Here is an 18077-nt window from a genome sequence, read left to right as displayed (position 1 = left end):
CGAAGTTTTTAGTTGACAACTGGTCAACTAACGAACAGAAGGTTACTGCAAAAACAGTTCACGCAGATAGTGTGGCACGGCATCGTCGGCATTAAGACCAATGACTTCCAGTTCCGGGTGCAGATCCTTCAGGCGCTGGTGGGCGTTGCCCATGATGCAGCCTTTACCTGCCATGGAGAGCATTTCCGCATCGTTCATCCCGTCGCCAAAGGCGATGCAGTCTTTCAGACTGTAGCCCATCGCTTTTGCTACCGCTTCCAGCGCATGACCTTTCGATACGCCGCCAGCCATGACTTCCAGACAGGTAAGCGTAGAGAAGCTGACGTTGACGCGATCGCCCCAGCGGGCGTTAATCGCCTGCTCCAGCGGCAGTAGCCTTTCGTGAGAGTCGGTGGTGAAGAACACTTTGCTGACGCCCTCAGGCTCCAGTAATGCAGGTTCAAACAGTGAATAGTTAAACACCGCTTCTTTGAAGAAACGCATTTCGTCCGGACGATGGCGATTCATAAACCACTCATCATCACGATATACGTTGGTCACGATGTCCGGGTTTGCATTCACTACGCCAAACAGGTCGCTGGCAATATCGCGATCCAGGTTATGGGAAAACACCAGATTCCCGTCAGAATCATGCACGCGCGCGCCGTTGGACGTGATCATGTAGGTTTTAATGCCGAGGTTATCGCGAATTTGCCCCACATCAACATGATGACGGCCAGTCGCAAACACGAAGTTAACGCCGCGAGCGGTCAATAACTTCAGCGTCTCTTTGGCATAAGGGGACAGAGTATGGTCGGGAGAAAGCAGCGTACCGTCTAAATCAGACGCAACAACCTGATACATAAGAAAATTCAACCTCTAGGCAAAGCGGGTTCCGCTGGATGAGTTATGCTTGTCGAAAAATTCGACAATAGCGTTAAGCGCGACTGAGCGCATGGCGTCCTTTTCAAAAAGGATCTCATGGTACGCGCCTTTGATGACAAGCGGCTGCCCCCCTTCTACAGGATGGCCCGCTGCAGCGCGGAGTTCACAAAAACGATCGTGCATGCGGTTATCTACCACACGCTCTTCTTCAGCCTGAATCAGCAGAGTCGGCGTCGCATCATCCCCGGCGCCAGCCAAAACCTGTTCGCCAGCCAGAATCCCTTCACGTACCCAGTGATAGGTGGGACCGCCAACGCGCAACCGCGGCTCATCAGCATAAAAGCGTAGATTGCGCCGATAGCGCTGTCGACTATGGGTTAACGCATTCATACCGAACGGCAGCGCCCGCCAGCGCCCGGTTCCCATCGCATAGCCTTCGCGGATCCGCGGATGCCCTTCGGCCCAGTCCAGTATATGGCGCACCATCCAGTCGGGAAAGCGCATCACAATACCAAACATCGGTGCGCAAAGCGCGATGGCATCACACTGATTCGGGTGGCGTTGCAGGAATAACGTCGCAATCGCCCCGCCCATTGAATGCGCCAGGATATAGCGTTTTCTCCATGGGCCGGGTAGCACTTCCTGCTGCCAGAAGGCGGTTAGATCGTCGACATAATCATTAAAGTTATCGACATGACCGCGATGCGGATCCGAAAGCATACGCCCGGAACGCCCCTGGCCACGGTGATCGATAATGAGAACGTCAAAACCAGAATGAAACAGGTCATACGCCAGTTCAGCGTATTTCACGTAGCTTTCAATGCGTCCAGGACAGACGACGATGACGCGATCGTTTTTTTCTGCATGAAAACGAACAAAATGTACGGGAATATCATCCACGCCCGTAAATTCCGCTTCTTCCCGCTGACGCCAGAAATCTGTCAGTGGCCCCATGGAAAAAGCAGCAAACGCGTTTTCTCTTGTTTCCCAGTCTTTTTGCTGCTGAAACATCGGGTATCCAGCCTCGCTGACCAAGTAAAATCGTTTTTTTCGCCGTCACTGACACAACCTAACGGCAGTAGCGTATTGTGGCATAAAAATAGACAATCCGGGAGTTTCTCATGACCTTTGAATGGTGGTTCGCCTACCTGCTGACCTCTATTATTTTGAGCTTGTCCCCAGGCTCTGGCGCAATCAATACCATGACCACCGCCATCAGCCACGGATATCGCGGTGCCAGCGCGTCGATTGCAGGTTTGCAGACCGGGTTGGGTATTCATATCGTTCTGGTTGGCGTAGGACTGGGAACGCTATTTTCACGTTCGGTGATCGCATTTGAGGTGCTGAAGTGGGCGGGAGCGGCCTATCTGATTTGGCTGGGTATTCAACAATGGCGGGCGGCGGGTGCTATCGATCTGAATACCATGGCGAATACGCAATCGCGCAGCCGGCTGTTCAAACGCGCGGTCTTTGTTAATCTGACCAATCCTAAGAGCATAGTTTTCCTTGCCGCTCTGTTCCCGCAGTTTATCCTGCCGCAAGAACCGCAGTTGATGCAGTACGTGGTGCTTGGCGTCACGACCATCGTGGTCGATATCATTGTGATGATCGGTTACGCGACGTTGGCCACGCGCATTGCTGGCTGGATTAAAGGACCAAAGCAAATGAAGGCGCTGAACAAAGTGTTTGGCTCGCTATTTATGCTGATAGGCGCCCTGCTGGCATCGGCAAGGCATGCGTGATGTGAGTGCCGGATGGCGCTAGCGCTTATCCGGCCTGCTGGTAAATTAGCGCGAAATAATCAGATGGATACCAAAGCCTGCGAACAGCGCACCGGCAAAACCATCAATCCACTTCGCCAGACGCTGATAGCCACGACGCATTTTCGGCAGAGCAAACAGGCTGGCGACCACGGTAAACCACGCCAGCGTTTCCACGATAATCAGAGCAAAGATCCCCCAACGCGCGCCCGTTCCCACGTTGTCGCCAACGAACAATGAGAAGACGGAGCCAAAATAGATAATGGCTTTAGGGTTCGCCAGGTTGGTCAGCAGACCTTTCAAAAAGCTGCGTCCGCTCTGCGCCAGCTCCACCTGCGGAGTGGGCGCTGCAACATTCTGTTTTTTAAACGCGCCGCGCAGCATCTGATAACCCATCCAGCACAGATACAGCCCCCCGCCGACCATAATAATGGTATGCAGCCAGGCCATTTTTTCGATAATCAGATGCAGGCCGAGCAGTGCCACGCCAGCCCAGACCATGACGCCGCAGGTAATGCCCAGCACGCCCATCATAGCTTCTTTGCGCGAACGGCTAACTGCAGTTTGAGAAACAAAAAAGAAATCGGGACCGGGGCTCATCAGCGCAACGATATGCACCAACGCAACGGTGAAAAATAGCGTTAACATAAAAATGACTCGCGGGGGAATAGTTCAGTGAGTCACCATCCTGGCACTTTTTTGCCCGGCTGACTACTCTTCGTCGTCACCATCAACGTGTGCGCGAATAAGCGCCATAAACTCTTTACCGAAACGCTCCAGTTTACGCATCCCCACACCGTTTACGCTTAGCATTTCACTCGGTGAAACCGGCATCTGCTCCGCCATTTCAATCAGCGTGGCGTCGTTGAACACCACGTACGGCGGAATGTTCTCTTCGTCGGCAATGGCTTTACGCAGCTTACGCAATTTGGCGAACAGTTTGCGGTCGTAGTTACCACCGAAGGATTTCTGCATCGCACGCGGTTTCAGCGCCACAATACGTGGTACAGCAAGCTGTAACGCAACGTCACCGCGCAACACCGGACGCGCGGCTTCTGTTAGCTGTAACGCGGAGTGATGAGCAATATTCTGCGTCACCAGGCCCAGGTGAATAAGCTGGCGAATAACGCTCACCCAGTGTTCGTGGCTTTGCTCGCGACCAATGCCATAGACCGGCAGTTTGTCATGAGCCAGTTCGCGAATACGCTGGTTATTCGCTCCGCGCAGCACTTCCACGACGTACCCCATGCCGAAGCGTTGGTTAACACGGTAAATCGTCGACAGCGCTTTGCGCGCATCCATAAGTCCGTCGTACTGTTTTGGCGGGTCGAGGCAGATGTCGCAGTTACCACACGGCTCCTGACGCCCTTCGCCAAAATAGTTCAGCAGCACCAGACGACGACAGGTTTGTGCCTCGGCAAACGCCCCCATCGCATTGAGCTTATGCCGTTCGATATCCAGCAGTTGCCCAGCGGGTTTCTCTTCGAGGCAACGGCGTAGCCATGCCATATCAGCCGGATCGTAAAACAGCATCGCTTCCGCAGGCAGGCCATCACGCCCGGCGCGGCCGGTTTCCTGGTAATAGGATTCGATATTGCGCGGAATATCGAAATGCACCACGAAGCGTACGTTAGGTTTGTTGATCCCCATACCGAACGCCACGGTCGCCACTACGATTTGCAGGTCATCACGCTGGAATTTCTCCTGCACCTCGGCGCGTACGGCATTTTCCAGCCCGGCATGATAAGCCCCGGCGCTGATGCCACGGCTTTGCAGACGCGCGGCGGTGTCTTCGACTTTGGCGCGACTGTTACAATAGATAATGCCAGACTTACCGCGCTGCTCTTGCACGTAGCGCATCAGCTGATCGAGCGGCTTAAACTTCTCCATCAGCATGTAGCGAATGTTCGGGCGGTCAAAGCTGCTGATCTGAATTAACGGATCGTTGAGTCCCAGCAGACGCACAATGTCCAGCCTGGTTGTCTCATCCGCGGTCGCGGTCAGCGCCACAAACGGTAGCGTCGGGAAACGCTGACGCAGCTGGCCCAGCGCAGCGTACTCGGGGCGGAAATCATGCCCCCACTGCGAAATACAGTGCGCTTCATCAACCGCCAGCAGCACCGGATTCCAGTGCGCCAGATGCTCAAGGAAGTTATCCAGCATCAGGCGTTCGGGCGCAATATACAGTAAGCGAATCTGCCCGCTGCGACAGCCCGCCATCACCTCAAGCTGTTGTTCACGACTTTGAGTAGAATTCAGGCACGCCGCCGCCACGCCGTTGGCCAGCAGTTGATCGACCTGATCTTTCATCAGGGAAATCAGCGGGGAAACAACAACGGTGAGTCCGTTTAGCAATAATGCGGGAATTTGATAACACAGGGATTTACCGCCGCCGGTCGGCATAACAACCAGGCAGTCGCGACCAGAGAGCACGGTATCAATGATTTCTTCCTGACCGGGGCGAAACTGTTGGTAGCCAAAGGTTTCCTGCAAAACCTGTTTAGCGCCCATTTCCAGATTCAACACTTCCGCCTGCGCCACATTAACCCCATTCGCCCGAAATAAAAACAGGCGCTATTTTCAGCGCCTGAGAGAGAAACTGCAATGATTAAAATACTCTCAATACTTATCAGAAGATATCGTTGAGCATCACGCCCACACCAACACGCGTCTGATTGAAGTTGTAGTCAATCAGCGATTCGCCGTAACCACTGTAGACCTGAGTGTATAGACGCACATGCTTCGTGATGGGATAACTGGCCCCCAGCTCTGCGCCGCCGTAGCCGGTATTCCAGTTGTACTGGCCTTTCACGCTGATAACCGCGTCACCCAGGTGATACCCCATTTTCAGCTGATAGTAGCCCATGTATTTAGTGATATCAGGGTTATCGTCGGTGCTACCAATCACGTACCACGGCTTAACTTCCACCAGCCAGTTACCATTTTCAGCCATCAGACGGGTATAAAGACGGTTCCAGCTACGTGACGTGGGATCGGATCGGCCGTTGGAGTCATGGTTATAACCCATTTCGACATCACGAAGCGTCCAACCGGCAAAGCGATAGTCGGTAGCGAAACCGAGGAATAATTGCGGTTCGTAGTTGGTTTCGCGAAACGGTGAAGACTCTTCACTGTTCGAAAGCTGCCACCAGGACTTCTGGGTATAGGAACCACCAAGTACCGAGTTTGGGCCTAATATCCCGCGCCAGAGCGGAAACGCCAGGCTTAACTGAAACTTAACCTCATCTTTGCGCGCATTTTCGGACCAGCTATAACTGCTGATCGCCTCTTTGTTCATGTCGCTGGTATTGGTGTAAATAAGATAGTTGGTGTCATAAGGATAAAGCGTGAAAGGGTTGTCATGTTCCTGCAGCATATTGGCGATAATACTGCCACGAACCGCCGGTGCATCATGAATCTCTTTCACTGTCGCTTCCTGCGCATACGCGGTCAACGGCAGCATAATTGCTGGTAGTAACCATCCCAGAATCGCCCGCATCGGTAATGTTCTCCTGAACCAAAATATTGATGAATTGTATAATTATCTGGCAAGTATTCTACATACTTAGCTAGTTACTCGTTAGTTATCCCGTCCTAAAGTAGAAAACAACAAATAATAAGCATAATATCAACATTTCATTAACCACCGAGATGTAGGGATCGTATGTCTGCCGTACTTACTGCTGAGGAAGCGCTGAAGTTAGTGGGTGAAATGTTTGTCTATCATATGCCGTTTAACCGGGCGCTGGGACTGGAGCTCGAACGCTATGAGAAAGAATTTGCTCAATTAGCCTTTAATAACCAACCGATGATGGTCGGCAACTGGGCGCAAAGCATTCTGCATGGCGGCGTGATCGCCTCGGCGCTGGACGTCGCCGCCGGGCTGGTATGCGTTGGGAGTACGCTGACCCGCCATGAAACGATCAGCGAGGACGAACTGCGTCAGCGGATGTCACGCATGGGTACAATCGATTTGCGTGTTGATTATCTGCGTCCCGGAAGAGGGAATCGCTTTACCGCCACCAGTAGCCTGCTGCGGGCGGGTAATAAAGTCGCTGTTGCGCGCGTGGAATTGCATAACGAAGAACAGCTTTATATTGCCAGCGCAACCGCCACTTATATGGTGGGGTAAGTGCCTAAAAAAAGGTAAACTGCTGTTACATTTCTGCAATGAGTTTTCCCGATGGATGCTAAACAAACGCGGCAGGGCGTGCTACTCGCTCTTGCTGCTTATTTTATTTGGGGTATCGCTCCCGCCTACTTCAAGCTGATTTACTATGTCCCGGCGGATGAGATCCTGACGCACCGCGTCATCTGGTCATTTTTCTTTATGGTGGTACTGATGAGCATCAGCCGCCAGTGGTCAGGCGTCAAAACGCTGCTACAAACGCCAAAGAAGATCTTCCTGCTGGCGCTCTCTGCAGTGCTCATCGGCGGAAACTGGCTGCTGTTCATTTGGGCGGTCAATAATCACCATATGCTGGAAGCCAGCCTCGGCTATTTTATTAACCCACTGGTGAATATTGTGCTGGGAATGCTATTCCTCGGTGAGCGCTTTCGTCGCATGCAGTGGCTGGCAGTACTGTTAGCCGCCTGCGGCGTGCTGGTACAGCTGTGGACCTTCGGATCGCTGCCAATAATCGCGCTGGGACTGGCGTTCAGCTTTGCGTTCTATGGGCTGGTGCGCAAGAAGATTGCCGTCGAAGCACAAACCGGCATGCTGATCGAAACCCTGTGGCTTTTACCTGTCGCCGCCATCTATCTGTTTGGCATTGCGGACAGCTCAACCAGCCATATGGGGCAAAACCCCATGTCGCTCAACCTGCTGCTGATTGCCGCGGGTGTCGTGACCACCATTCCGCTGCTGTGCTTTACCGGCGCGGCAACCCGCCTGCGTCTGTCCACGCTGGGATTCTTCCAGTATATCGGGCCTACGCTGATGTTCCTGCTGGCCGTCACCTTCTACGGTGAAGTCCCGGGAACGGATAAAATGGTCACGTTTGCGTTTATCTGGGTGGCACTGGCGATTTTCGTGATGGATGCGATTTATACGCAACGACGGGTTCGTCGGAGCTAGGGGAGTGCCGGATGGCGCTTCGCTTATCCGGCCTACAAAAGCACATCGCCGTAGGCCGGATAAGTACAGTTATTACAGCCAGTTCTTGCGCTTAAAGTACAGATACGGCGCCAGTCCCGCGAGCATCATAAAGACAATCGCGCCCGGGTAACCGAAGCTCCAGTGCAATTCCGGCATAAACTCAAAGTTCATCCCGTAGCTGGAAGCCACCAGCGTCGGCGGCAGGAATACCACAGAAACCACCGAGAAGATCTTGATGATGCGGTTCTGCTCGATGTTGATAAAGCCCATCGCCGCCTGCATCAGGAAGTTAACCTTCTGGAACAGCGATTCATTGTGCGGCAGCAGTGACTCGATATCGCGCAGGATCTCACGCGCCTGCTCCAGCTGACTGCCCGGCAAACGCGCTTTACGCACCAGGAAGTTCAGCGCGCGCTGGGTATCCATCAGACACAGACGTACTTTCCAGCCGATATCTTCCAGTTCCGCCAACGTCGACAGCGCTTCGTCATACTCATCGCCCTGACGCCCTTCCATGATCACACGGCTGAGTTTTTCCAGGTCGCTGTAGATGTTTTCGATTTCATCTGCCAGCTGTTCAATTTTGGTTTCGAACAGGTCGAGCAACAGCTCGTAGGCGTTACCATCCACCATAGCCTGGTTACGCGCACGCATGCGGTACAGGCGGAAGGCCGGCAGTTCGCGCTCGCGCAGAGTAAACAGGCGGCCTTCGCGAATGGTAAATGCGACGGTTGAGTTACCCGCGTGATCGTCGGCGTCTTCGTAAAAGAAGAAGGAGTGGATGTGCAAACCGTCTTCGTCTTCAAAAAAACGTGCGGATGCTTCGATGTCTTCCAGTTCAGGGCGCGTAGCCAGATTCTGGCCCAAGTCCTTTTGCACACGGTTTCGTTCTTCGTCATCCGGCTCGACTAAATCGACCCAAACCGAACTGGCCAGGTGCTCGATCTCGTCTGCCTCAAGGCGAGTTAAACGATTGTTTTCCAGTTGAAATGCGCTCAGCATGACCGGGACTCCCAATGCAAAAAATTATCGGACAGTTCGGAGGGCACACAGAAACAAATTGGGTTTCAGACCATTAAACAGCCTGACTCAGCGCGACGGGAAAAAACAGAAGGTCGCTGACAACCGCGAAGGCTATCAGCAAAAAGGGATAGCCTTAGGAGTTGATCCTGGATGACAGGATAATGAGCCAGTATCTACTGGGTGTGTCCAAGGCGAATGTCCTCTTAGCGTAATCGTGCGCGCATGTTACGCCAGCAAAATTTTGACGTCAACACGCAACGGATGGCGAAAAAGTAATAATTTCCCCTTATACAGAAAGGTTAGCAGAGGGGAATTATTTATCTATGATTTCAGAATATTAACCGACAGATAGCCGGATGGCGGCTTCGCCTTATCCGGCCTACAAATCAAAATATTACGTTCCGCGTAGGCCTGATAAGCGCAGCGACATCAGGCGATCATACCGTTTCCAGTCTGGCGTAGGCGGCAACCAGCCATTTGATTCCCTGCCCCTGGAACGCGACCTGCAAACGACTGTGTTCGCCGCTTCCTTCCAGGTTGACGATGGTGCCCTCGCCAAATTTAGCGTGGCGCACGCGCTGGCCGAGCTTATAGCCGGTATCATTTTCCGCCATTGGCGTGCCCATCCGCTGATGGCTCACCGGGCGGCTGACAGTGGCGCGCAGGCGAACCTCTTCAACGCACGCTTCCGGCAGTTCGCCGATAAAGCGCGACGGACGATGGTAAACCTCTTTGCCGTACAGACGACGCGTTTCGGCGTAGGTCAGCGTCAGCTTTTGCATTGCGCGGGTCACGCCTACGTAAGCCAGGCGGCGCTCTTCTTCGAGGCGACCGCCTTCGTCCAGCGACATCTGGCTGGGGAACATGCCTTCTTCCATCCCGACGATAAACACCTGCGGGAACTCCAGACCTTTCGCCGAGTGCAGCGTCATCAGCTGTACCGCGTCCTGCCAGGTATCCGCCTGCCCTTCGCCCGCTTCCAGCGCGGCGTGAGACAGGAACGCCTGCAGCGGCATTAAGTCTTCGTCTTCTTCGTTGTAGCTGAACTGGCGCGTTGCCGTCACCAGTTCGTCTAAGTTTTCGATACGCGTCTGGCCTTTCTCGCCTTTTTCCTGCTCGTACATCATGCGCAGGCCGGAGTCTTTAATCACCCGGTCAGTCTGCACGTGCAGCGGCATATCGGCAGTCTCCTGGGCCAGTGCGTCAATCAGCTCCATAAAGCGCTGTAAGGCACTGGCGGCGCGACCCGCGAGGGCTTTTTCCTGCAACAGCTCACGACAGGCCTGCCACAACGTTAGCTGGCGGTCACGGGAGGTCTGACGCACCACATCCAAAGTACGATCGCCAATCCCGCGGGTGGGCGTATTCACCACGCGCTCAAATGCGGCGTCGTCATTGCGGTTGGCGATCAGACGCAGGTAGGAAAGCGCATCTTTGATTTCCTGGCGTTCGAAGAAGCGCATCCCGCCATAAATCCGATACGGCATGCTGGCCTGTAACAACGCCTCTTCCAGTACGCGCGACTGGGCGTTGCTGCGATAAAGAATAGCGCATTGCTCCAGCGCACCACCGTTGTCCTGCCAGGTCTTGATACGATTGACCACAAAGCGCGCTTCATCGAGTTCGTTGAACGCGCAGTACAGCGAGATCGGTTCGCCGTCGACGCCATCGGTCCACAGCTTTTTACCCAGACGCCCATTATTGTTTTCAATCAGGGCGTTAGCCGCGCTGAGGATATTGTTGGTCGAACGGTAGTTCTGCTCCAGACGAATGGTTTCTGCGCCGGGGAAATCCGTGAGAAAGCGCTGGATGTTCTCCACCTGCGCTCCGCGCCAGCCGTAGATTGACTGATCGTCATCACCGACGATCATTACCTTGCCGGTATCGCCCGCCAGCAGGCGGATCCACGCGTACTGAATGTTGTTGGTATCCTGAAATTCGTCCACCAGGATATTGGTAAAACGTTCGCGGTAGTGCTGCAGGATATGCGGTTTATTGAGCCACAGCTCGTGGGCGCGCAGCAGCAGCTCGGCGAAATCCACCAGCCCCGCGCGGTCACACGCTTCCTGGTAAGCCTGATACACTTTCTGCCAGGTTTGCTCAACCGGGTTGCCGTAGCTTTGCAGATGATGCGGACGCAGCCCTTCGTCTTTCTGGCTGTTGATGAACCACATCGCCTGACGCGGTGGCCACTGCTTCTCATCAAGGTTCATCGCTTTGATCAGACGCTTGAGCAAACGCAGTTGGTCTTCACTGTCGAGGATCTGAAAATCCTGCGGCAGGTTCGCATCCATATGGTGCGCGCGCAGCAGACGGTGGGCCAGACCGTGGAATGTACCGACCCACATACCGCCCTGGCTGGTTCCCATGATCTGGCCGATACGGTGGCGCATTTCCGCCGCCGCTTTGTTGGTAAAGGTCACCGCCATAATGGAGTACGGCGAGTTGTTCTCAACCGTCAGTAACCAGGCGATACGATGCACCAGCACGCGCGTTTTACCACTCCCCGCGCCTGCCAGAACCAGCATGTTGCTGCGTGGCGCGGCCACCGCTTCACGCTGTTTATCATTAAGGCTGTCGAGCAGGTAAGAAACGTCCATTGGCACCGCCGCGTAAAAGTAGGTAAGGCGGATAAGCGTAGCGCCATCCGCCAAAAAGCTGGGTATATATACAGAGTTCTGCTGGTGATTATATCAGCGAGGTCAGAGATGCCAACTGTGAAATTTCGATATGCGGAAGCAAACGACTGTCTGCGGTTTGCATCAGGTCGGCATTTTCCGGTTTGATCCAGCAGGCCTGCATACCACAACGGATGGCGCCCGCGACGTCCGTCGTCAGGTCATCACCCACGTGCAGAATCTCACCCACAGGCATTTTCAGTTTTTCCGCCGCCAAGGTGTACATGTCGCTAAAGGGTTTTGATCGCCCGTCGGGACCGGCGCGCAGCACAAACTCAAAGTAATCACCCAGGCCAAACAGTTCCGGCTGCGCGTTACCGTTGGTGATCGCCACCAGAGGCCATTTGCGGGCCAGCGCCTTCAGCGTGTCATGCGTCGTCTGCGGGACTTCAATGCGGCTACGCCATTTGGCAAAATTCATCATCGCCGCATTCGCCCCCATTCTGGCTTCTGCCGCTGACAACCCCGCCTCCAGCATAGCGCGCTCTACGGCACGGTGACGCCATTGGGTAACATCGTGGTAGATTTCCGGCTCGGCGTCACGAACGGCCTGACGTAAGCGCTGTAGGTCGCTATTTTGCAGCGAATTCAACGCCGGATGGTAATTCTGTACAAACGCGAGCGCTTCCTGCTCGGTGCGTGTGATAACGGGACGGTTATCGTAAAGGGTGTCATCAAGGTCAAAGGTGAGCGCAGAAATGCGCCCCAAAGGCCGGTAAAAACGCATTATTTCCCCCGTTTGGCGCGCGGATGCGCCGCATCGTACACTGAAGCCAGGTGTTGAAAATCAAGATGGGTATAGATTTGAGTCGTGGAGAGATTGGCATGACCCAATAACTCCTGCACTCCGCGCAGATCGCCGCTCGACTCCAGCATATGCGTCGCAAAGGAGTGACGCAATTTGTGGGGATGTACGTGGCTGTTCAGCCCCTGCTTGATACCCCATTCAGCAAAGCGTTTCTGCACATTACGCGCCGAGATGCGTTTGCCCAGTTTGGACAGAAATAGCGCATCGTCATCGCTGCCAAATAGCCCGCGTAGATCCAGCCAGTGCTCAATCCACGCCACCGCGTTGCGGCCAATCGGCAGGCGACGCTCTTTACTGCCCTTACCCATCACCCACACTTCGCCGGTGTCGAGGTCGAGATGTTTAATATCCAGCCCAACCAACTCAGATAAACGCAGACCCGCGCCGTACATCACTTCCAGCATTGCTCTATCGCGCACGGCAAGGGGATCGTTGAGATCGATATCCAGCAGACGATTAACGTCATCGACATCGATATTTTTAGGGAGATGACGCGGTGCTTTCGGCGCGGAAACGCTTTTTGCCGGATTGGCTTTCAGCTCGCCCTGATTAACCAGCCAGTCGAAGAAACTGCGTAACGCGGAGAGACGCAGCGCCAGGCTCGCCGGCCCCAGTCCCTTACGACGGCTGCGCACGGCAAAACTACGTACCATCGCAGCATCACATTGTTGCCAGCTTTGCAGACCGGTCTCTCCGGCTAACGCAATGATGGCATCAAGCTGACGCTGATAATTAAGCAATGTGATCGGGCTAAGCTGACGCTCAACGCCCAGATAGCGCAAAAAGCGCGCCACATCCTGAGAAAGGGGTGAATCGGTCATACGCGTTCAATCCAGCGCTCCAGCAGTTCCGGCAACATCAGCGAGATTTCCTGCAGCAATTGCGTGCCTTGCCCCTGCTGGTAATGATTAATGTCACGGCTGCTGAACAGCATCACGCCCAGAGAGCCATCTTGCCCGAGCATCGACATCGCCACCGAACCTATGGCTTTCGCCTCCGGCATCATGACCAGCAATTCCGGACCATTGAGCGGCCCAAGATAGTGCTGTGACTGACCCAGACGCTGGATACGCAGCGGTTCAAAAGCCTGACGGCTTAATGCCAGATGGGTGAATTTTGATGGCGCGCCAAGTCGCCAACGATCCGGGAACAGACGAACCGTCGCTCCGGCCAGCCCTAACTCACGCGCCCAGCGATGAAATCGCATCAGCATGTCGTCAAGACTGCTGGCCGACACCAGCCGCCCTTGCAGATTTAACAGACGATAGAACAGGCTTTCATTGGCGTTGGCTTGTTCCATCAACAACGCCATGTTCTCTTCCAGCACGTTAATATGATTACGTGCCCGCGCCATATGCCATTCCACTAAAGAGACCGTGCCCCGCACTGGGTGCGGAACTCGCATCGCTTCAACGGCCTGGGCATTACGGATAAAAAACTCAGGATTACGTTGCAGGTAATCGACGACCGCCCGGTCGTCCAGCTCCATGAGCGTTTCCTGTAGTTCTTCCCCTGGTTGCTTCATAAGTGAATAAATCCGTCGTAGACATGTGCCGCCGGGCCAGTCATATACAGCGGATGACCCGGACCTTTCCAGGCGATATCAAGTCGACCGCCCGGTAATTCCACCCTCACTTCTTCTGCCAGCAGCCCCTGCTGGATACCGACCGCAACGGCAGCGCACGCGCCGCTGCCGCAGGCCTGCGTTTCACCCGCGCCGCGCTCATAGACGCGCAGTCGGATATGCTCGCGTTTTACCACCTGCATAAATCCGATATTGGCGCGTTCAGGGAAGCGTTCGTGGCTTTCCAGAACCGGTCCCAGTGTTTCTACCGTGGCCGTATCAACATCATCAACCTGAATCACGCAGTGCGGGTTCCCCATTGAAACCACGCCGCACAATACTGTCTGTTCGGCCGCGCGCATAATATAGGTCTTCTCTGCTTTGTTAGCGCGAAAAGGAACCTGCGAGGGTTCAAAATTGGGTTCGCCCATATTCACCCGCACCAGTTCGTCGTCGGTTACGGTTAATACCATACGACCATTCGCGGTACTGACGCGAATATCACGTTTATTAGTCAGCCCTTTCAGGCGAACAAAACGGGCAAAACAGCGGGCGCCATTGCCACACTGTGACACTTCACTGCCGTCGGCATTAAAAATACGGTAGTGGAAATCCAGCTCCGGATCATACGGAGGCTCAACCACCAGCAGTTGATCAAATCCAACGCCGAGATGTCTGTCGGCCAGGCGGCGGATCAGCTCTGGTGAGAAAAAGACATTCTGCGTTACCGCGTCGACGACCATAAAATCGTTGCCAAGGCCATGCATTTTAGAGAATTGCATCATTCACTCCGTTCACGCGGGTACAGAAATGTAAAATCTATTCCTGCCGTTAGTAATTCACCTGAGAAGGCCCATCACTAATCCCACGATCGTTTTTCTCAGGCGTGGTGGATTGCGATTGCGGCTGAACGCTCTTGGTCGGAGGCGGCGCGGTTTTATCAGCTGGCGGGAAATAGAGCGGGCCTTTTAACCCACAGCCCGTCAGGCTGAACAGAGTAAAAATGACAGCGAGTGGCTTTAACACGTTTTTCATTATGGATTGCCTGTAAAGTTCATGCTTTCTGTTTTCTATCATCGCAGGAGAAGGCGTAAAAGCAAGAGTTTGGCTAAAAACTGCATCGCGATTTATTCCACGTTATACTGCGGGCATCACGAAAAATAGGATAAGAAAATGAACGACAGTGAATTTCATCGCCTTGCTGACACCCTGTGGATGACCATTGAAGAACGTCTGGATGACTGGGATGGCGACAGCGATATCGATTGTGAGATCAACGGCGGCGTGCTGACCATCAGCTTCGAAAACGGCAGCAAAATTATCATTAACCGTCAGGAGCCGCTCCACCAGGTGTGGCTGGCGACCAAACAGGGCGGCTACCACTTTGACCTGAAAGGCGACGAATGGATCTGCGACCGAAGCGGCGAAACGTTCTGGGATCTGTTGGAACAAGCGGCAACGCAGCAGGCGGGTGAAGAGGTGAGCTTCCGCTAAGCTTTAGTGCCGGATGCGCTTTGCTTATCCGGCCTACTTTAGCCCGGTAAGCGTCGCGCCACCGGGCAAGTTAACTCACGAGAAATACTGCTGTAACAGCGGCGTGTCGTTGTCCTGACTGGCTGGCGGAACGGCGCTAATCGGCTGGGTGCGGAACGGAATCACCTGCGCGCGCCCGTCGGTTTTCACAATCTGATAGAACTGCGGCAGGTTAAAGTTGATGAAGCTGGAGCCGTAGGTAAAACGATCGTGCGACGATGAGTAGAAACGGCTGACGTCGCGTACCAACTCCTCTTTGCTACCTTCGCAGTGGTGATACACCTCAGCCCGATTGCTTTCGTCCAGAATGTAGATATTAAAGCCCTGCTCATCACCCGTTTCTTCGAAAAAGAACTGAATAATCCCTTCGCTGGCAAAACCGTCGACCACCGACGGAAGTTTCACATGGTTGGTCTCAACCTGGACGGAAAGCCCGTGCAGTTTGTTATGTGAAATCGCGCCATAGAATTCAATTGCGTTTTCCAGCTTCTGTACCGAAACGTTCAGGCGCTCGAAGAACAATCCCCACGTCTGGCCGGAAACACGCAGCGCTTTGAAACGTCCGGTTTCCTGACGGGTGCTGGAGAGGCGTAATTCGATGCACTCAGACACCAGTTGCTGGACGCGGGTGCGAATTAAACCGCGCAGATGCTGGCTATAGCAGAACACCTCGACGCTATCTGGCGGCGCGGCATCCTGGTGCATTTTGCCCAGAATCGTTTTTAACGCTTCAATCATCGCCTGCTCGCCGTTGAAGTGCAGCGTACGCACTTCATTCCACGAGTTGCGATACAGCAGGTCGACGCTTCCTACCAGGCAATTTTGCTCTTCGCCAAAGCTGAAGACGTCCAGCTTACGGAAATCAAAATGTACCACCTGATTACGGAATGCGGCCGTTGGGTCATATTCGAGGTTAACGATAATCGCCAGATGGCGAATTTCGCATGGGCTATAGAGCGCTTTCGGCGTTGGTGCAGGCAGCCGCAGCGGGAAGTGGTGCGATACGTCGGCGACCATTTCCTGCAGCTTCGGCAAATCAACAATGCCGTTGCCCTTAATAAACAAATGCGTACGCGAGGTCAGCAGGCCGTTGAACCAGGCCCACGCCACCAGCTTGTTTAGATAGCGGTTATATTCCAGCGGCTGATGGCTGATGATCGAGTCCATGTTCGGCGCGCGGTTGTAGAGATACCAACCTGAACGGTTGGCACGACCCGGCGGTACATGGATAAAGGTCAGATTCGGTTCCGAGAGATCCGGAGATATCTGTGGGTTCACCAGCGTGACTTTACCCGGTAACGCTTCAAACGCGGCATACAGCTTACGGGTCAGCACGCCGATATCCTGCGGGCTGGCGCTGACGCTGAGGTTATTGCGCCGCGCAAAGCGGATCAGGTTACGATAGCTCTGCATCATCGCATCGAGTAGTTCGTTATGCGCTTCGCGTACCTGGTCAATCTTCCAGTTAGCGCGGTTATCCAGCATGGTCAGACGGGCGTCATCCCAGCCCCACTCTTTCACTAACTGACTTAATACTTCACGACGCCAGCCCACGCAGGCGCGCTCACGGCTCAGTTTCTCACACACTTTTAAGTAGAAACATCGACGCACTAAATCCAGGCGCGTCGGATCTTCGATCGCCGTGAGGTACTCGGTAACGCGCTCCAGCATCATGCAGTAAGGGTCGAGACCAAAAGAGACGATCTCGCCGTCATGCAGGCGCTGTTTAATATCTTTCGCCAACAGGCGTGGATTTGGGTATTCCCAGGAATAGGCTTCCAGCAGCAGCGTTTTCAGCACCGCTTTGTACGGGGAGTCGATACTCTTGTACAACTGCCAGAGGCTGGCGCCAAAGTACTCTTCGGCGGAAAGCGAACTGAGCCCGCCGAGATCCAGCCATTCGTTTGGCGTTAGCACCCCCTGTGCGTAGAGCGTCATGACGTAATCGTCGTAATGCTCTTCTTCGTCGCCCGGCACCATATTCCACAAAATACGTTTACCCGCGAGGCGCACAGCGGTGCGATAGAATTCATCAAGCAACAGGATATGCTGCGTCGAGCCACAGTCTTCACCACCCAGACTGCCGCTTTCATTGTGACGGAAACGGTTTTCATCAATCAGGAAGAAACTGACTTCTACGCCCAGCGAGGCGGCCCAGCTTTCCAGCAGGCTACATTTTCGCTGCAGCAGCTGGCGCTCTTCGCTATCCAGCCAGGATTGATGGCAGACCCAGATATCAAGGTCAGAGGAACAGCTTTGCCCTACCGAAGAGGTGCTGCCCATTGAGTAAACGCCGGTGATCGGCAGTTCGCCCTTGGGAGGATCCTGCGGCGACATACCGCGGTACAGTTCCAGTTCGTTCAGGTAGTGGCGTTGGGTTTCATCAGGCGTGTAAAAGCATATGCCTTTGGGAACGTTACCATCGAGGTAACCCGGCATCAGCGGATGGTGGTAGTGCAATAATGTCGGCAGCAGACTGTATACCTGCTGGAAGGCAGGTCCCATGGCAGCAAGCGCGCGATCCACACGCAGTTGATTTATGGCATCCAGTCTCTGTTTCAGAGTCTCAATATAGAGGTACAAGACGTATCGCCTGATGTTGCTATCCGTCATGTTGTCGATTGCCGCGGCGCAAGCGCTCACAATAATCGCCATCAATTCGGATAAACCGTATGTCAAAAATAACCGTTACCTGTTTTTCGCCCATATTTTTTAATGCTGTTCAGCCGAAAAAATGGTCTAAAACGTG

At 54.0% G+C, this 18077-nt stretch carries 18 protein-coding genes; 4 read left to right on the top strand and 14 right to left on the bottom strand.

Annotated features, from left to right (window positions below):
• Nucleotides 1-42: 42 nt before the first annotated feature.
• Nucleotides 43-843: a sugar/pyridoxal phosphate phosphatase YigL gene (gene yigL, locus OGY10_RS00595; RefSeq protein WP_008787091.1), complete on the bottom strand. Its 801-nt coding sequence runs from the start codon at nt 841-843 to the stop codon at nt 43-45.
• Between the two features lie 15 nt (nt 844-858).
• Nucleotides 859-1875, bottom strand: coding sequence for a lysophospholipase L2 (gene pldB, locus OGY10_RS00590; protein ID WP_003017911.1), 1017 nt, complete (start codon nt 1873-1875; stop codon nt 859-861).
• A gap of 110 nt (nt 1876-1985) precedes the next feature.
• On the opposite strand from pldB, the gene rhtB reads away from it, so the two are divergent.
• Entirely contained in the window at nt 1986-2606 is a 621-nt protein-coding gene (gene rhtB / locus OGY10_RS00585) for a homoserine/homoserine lactone efflux protein (RefSeq protein WP_003828938.1), read from the top strand.
• 45 nt (nt 2607-2651) lie between these two features.
• Here the strand turns inward: rhtB and rhtC are convergent, their stop codons facing one another.
• The 3 genes from rhtC to pldA all read right to left on the bottom strand — a co-directional run bounded on the left by rhtC (nt 2652) and on the right by pldA (nt 6123).
• On the bottom strand, nt 2652-3272 hold the full coding sequence (rhtC, locus tag OGY10_RS00580; RefSeq protein ID WP_191226601.1) for a threonine export protein RhtC: 621 nt from the start codon (nt 3270-3272) through the stop codon (nt 2652-2654).
• 63 nt (nt 3273-3335) lie between these two features.
• Nucleotides 3336-5165 (bottom strand): ATP-dependent DNA helicase RecQ, encoded by a 1830-nt coding sequence (recQ, locus tag OGY10_RS00575; RefSeq protein ID WP_008787089.1) that lies wholly within the window; start codon nt 5163-5165, stop codon nt 3336-3338.
• Between the two features lie 88 nt (nt 5166-5253).
• Nucleotides 5254-6123 carry a phospholipase A gene (gene pldA / locus OGY10_RS00570; protein ID WP_003828947.1) on the bottom strand — a complete coding sequence of 290 codons (870 nt, stop codon included), beginning with the start codon at nt 6121-6123 and terminating at the stop codon, nt 5254-5256.
• 165 nt (nt 6124-6288) lie between these two features.
• On the opposite strand from pldA, the gene yigI reads away from it, so the two are divergent.
• Entirely contained in the window at nt 6289-6756 is a 468-nt protein-coding gene (gene yigI / locus OGY10_RS00565) for an acyl-CoA thioesterase YigI (RefSeq protein WP_003017917.1), read from the top strand.
• A 51-nt stretch (nt 6757-6807) separates the two neighbouring features.
• Nucleotides 6808-7701, top strand: coding sequence for an EamA family transporter RarD (rarD, locus tag OGY10_RS00560; RefSeq protein WP_003828953.1), 894 nt, complete (start codon nt 6808-6810; stop codon nt 7699-7701).
• A 72-nt stretch (nt 7702-7773) separates the two neighbouring features.
• On the opposite strand, the gene corA is transcribed toward rarD, so the two are convergent.
• The 8 genes from corA to lptM all read right to left on the bottom strand — a co-directional run bounded on the left by corA (nt 7774) and on the right by lptM (nt 14830).
• Nucleotides 7774-8724 (bottom strand): magnesium/cobalt transporter CorA, encoded by a 951-nt coding sequence (gene corA, locus OGY10_RS00555; protein WP_003017920.1) that lies wholly within the window; start codon nt 8722-8724, stop codon nt 7774-7776.
• A 154-nt stretch (nt 8725-8878) separates the two neighbouring features.
• Nucleotides 8879-8935, bottom strand: a complete 57-nt coding sequence (ysgD, locus tag OGY10_RS00550) for a YsgD/CorL family protein (protein WP_212723238.1) — start codon at nt 8933-8935, stop codon at nt 8879-8881.
• A gap of 247 nt (nt 8936-9182) precedes the next feature.
• Nucleotides 9183-11345, bottom strand: coding sequence for a DNA helicase II (gene uvrD / locus OGY10_RS00545; protein ID WP_003828957.1), 2163 nt, complete (start codon nt 11343-11345; stop codon nt 9183-9185).
• An 88-nt stretch (nt 11346-11433) separates the two neighbouring features.
• A complete protein-coding gene (gene yigB / locus OGY10_RS00540; RefSeq protein ID WP_032945701.1) occupies nt 11434-12150 on the bottom strand; it encodes a 5-amino-6-(5-phospho-D-ribitylamino)uracil phosphatase YigB in 717 nt (238 codons plus the stop codon).
• Nucleotides 12150-13052: a tyrosine recombinase XerC gene (xerC, locus tag OGY10_RS00535; RefSeq protein ID WP_032945700.1), complete on the bottom strand. Its 903-nt coding sequence runs from the start codon at nt 13050-13052 to the stop codon at nt 12150-12152. The genes yigB and xerC overlap by 1 nt, the downstream gene beginning before the upstream one ends.
• Complete coding sequence (locus OGY10_RS00530) at nt 13049-13756, bottom strand: DUF484 domain-containing protein (protein WP_191226602.1); 708 nt, start codon at nt 13754-13756, stop codon at nt 13049-13051. The genes xerC and OGY10_RS00530 overlap by 4 nt, the downstream gene beginning before the upstream one ends.
• Nucleotides 13753-14577: a diaminopimelate epimerase gene (dapF, locus tag OGY10_RS00525; RefSeq protein WP_003017933.1), complete on the bottom strand. Its 825-nt coding sequence runs from the start codon at nt 14575-14577 to the stop codon at nt 13753-13755. Before dapF ends, OGY10_RS00530 begins: the two co-directional genes overlap by 4 nt.
• Before the next feature lie 49 nt (nt 14578-14626).
• On the bottom strand, nt 14627-14830 hold the full coding sequence (gene lptM, locus OGY10_RS00520; RefSeq protein ID WP_003017937.1) for an LPS translocon maturation chaperone LptM: 204 nt from the start codon (nt 14828-14830) through the stop codon (nt 14627-14629).
• A 138-nt stretch (nt 14831-14968) separates the two neighbouring features.
• On the opposite strand from lptM, the gene cyaY reads away from it, so the two are divergent.
• Entirely contained in the window at nt 14969-15289 is a 321-nt protein-coding gene (gene cyaY, locus OGY10_RS00515) for an iron donor protein CyaY (protein WP_003828967.1), read from the top strand.
• A 75-nt stretch (nt 15290-15364) separates the two neighbouring features.
• On the opposite strand, the gene cyaA is transcribed toward cyaY, so the two are convergent.
• A complete protein-coding gene (gene cyaA / locus OGY10_RS00510; RefSeq protein WP_032934207.1) occupies nt 15365-17911 on the bottom strand; it encodes a class I adenylate cyclase in 2547 nt (848 codons plus the stop codon).
• Nucleotides 17912-18077: the final 166 nt, after the last annotated feature.

This window comes from Citrobacter sp. Cpo148 (assembly GCF_030332375.1).
Lineage (GTDB): Bacteria > Pseudomonadota > Gammaproteobacteria > Enterobacterales > Enterobacteriaceae > Citrobacter > Citrobacter portucalensis.
This window is presented reverse-complemented; position numbering and strand designations above follow the sequence as displayed.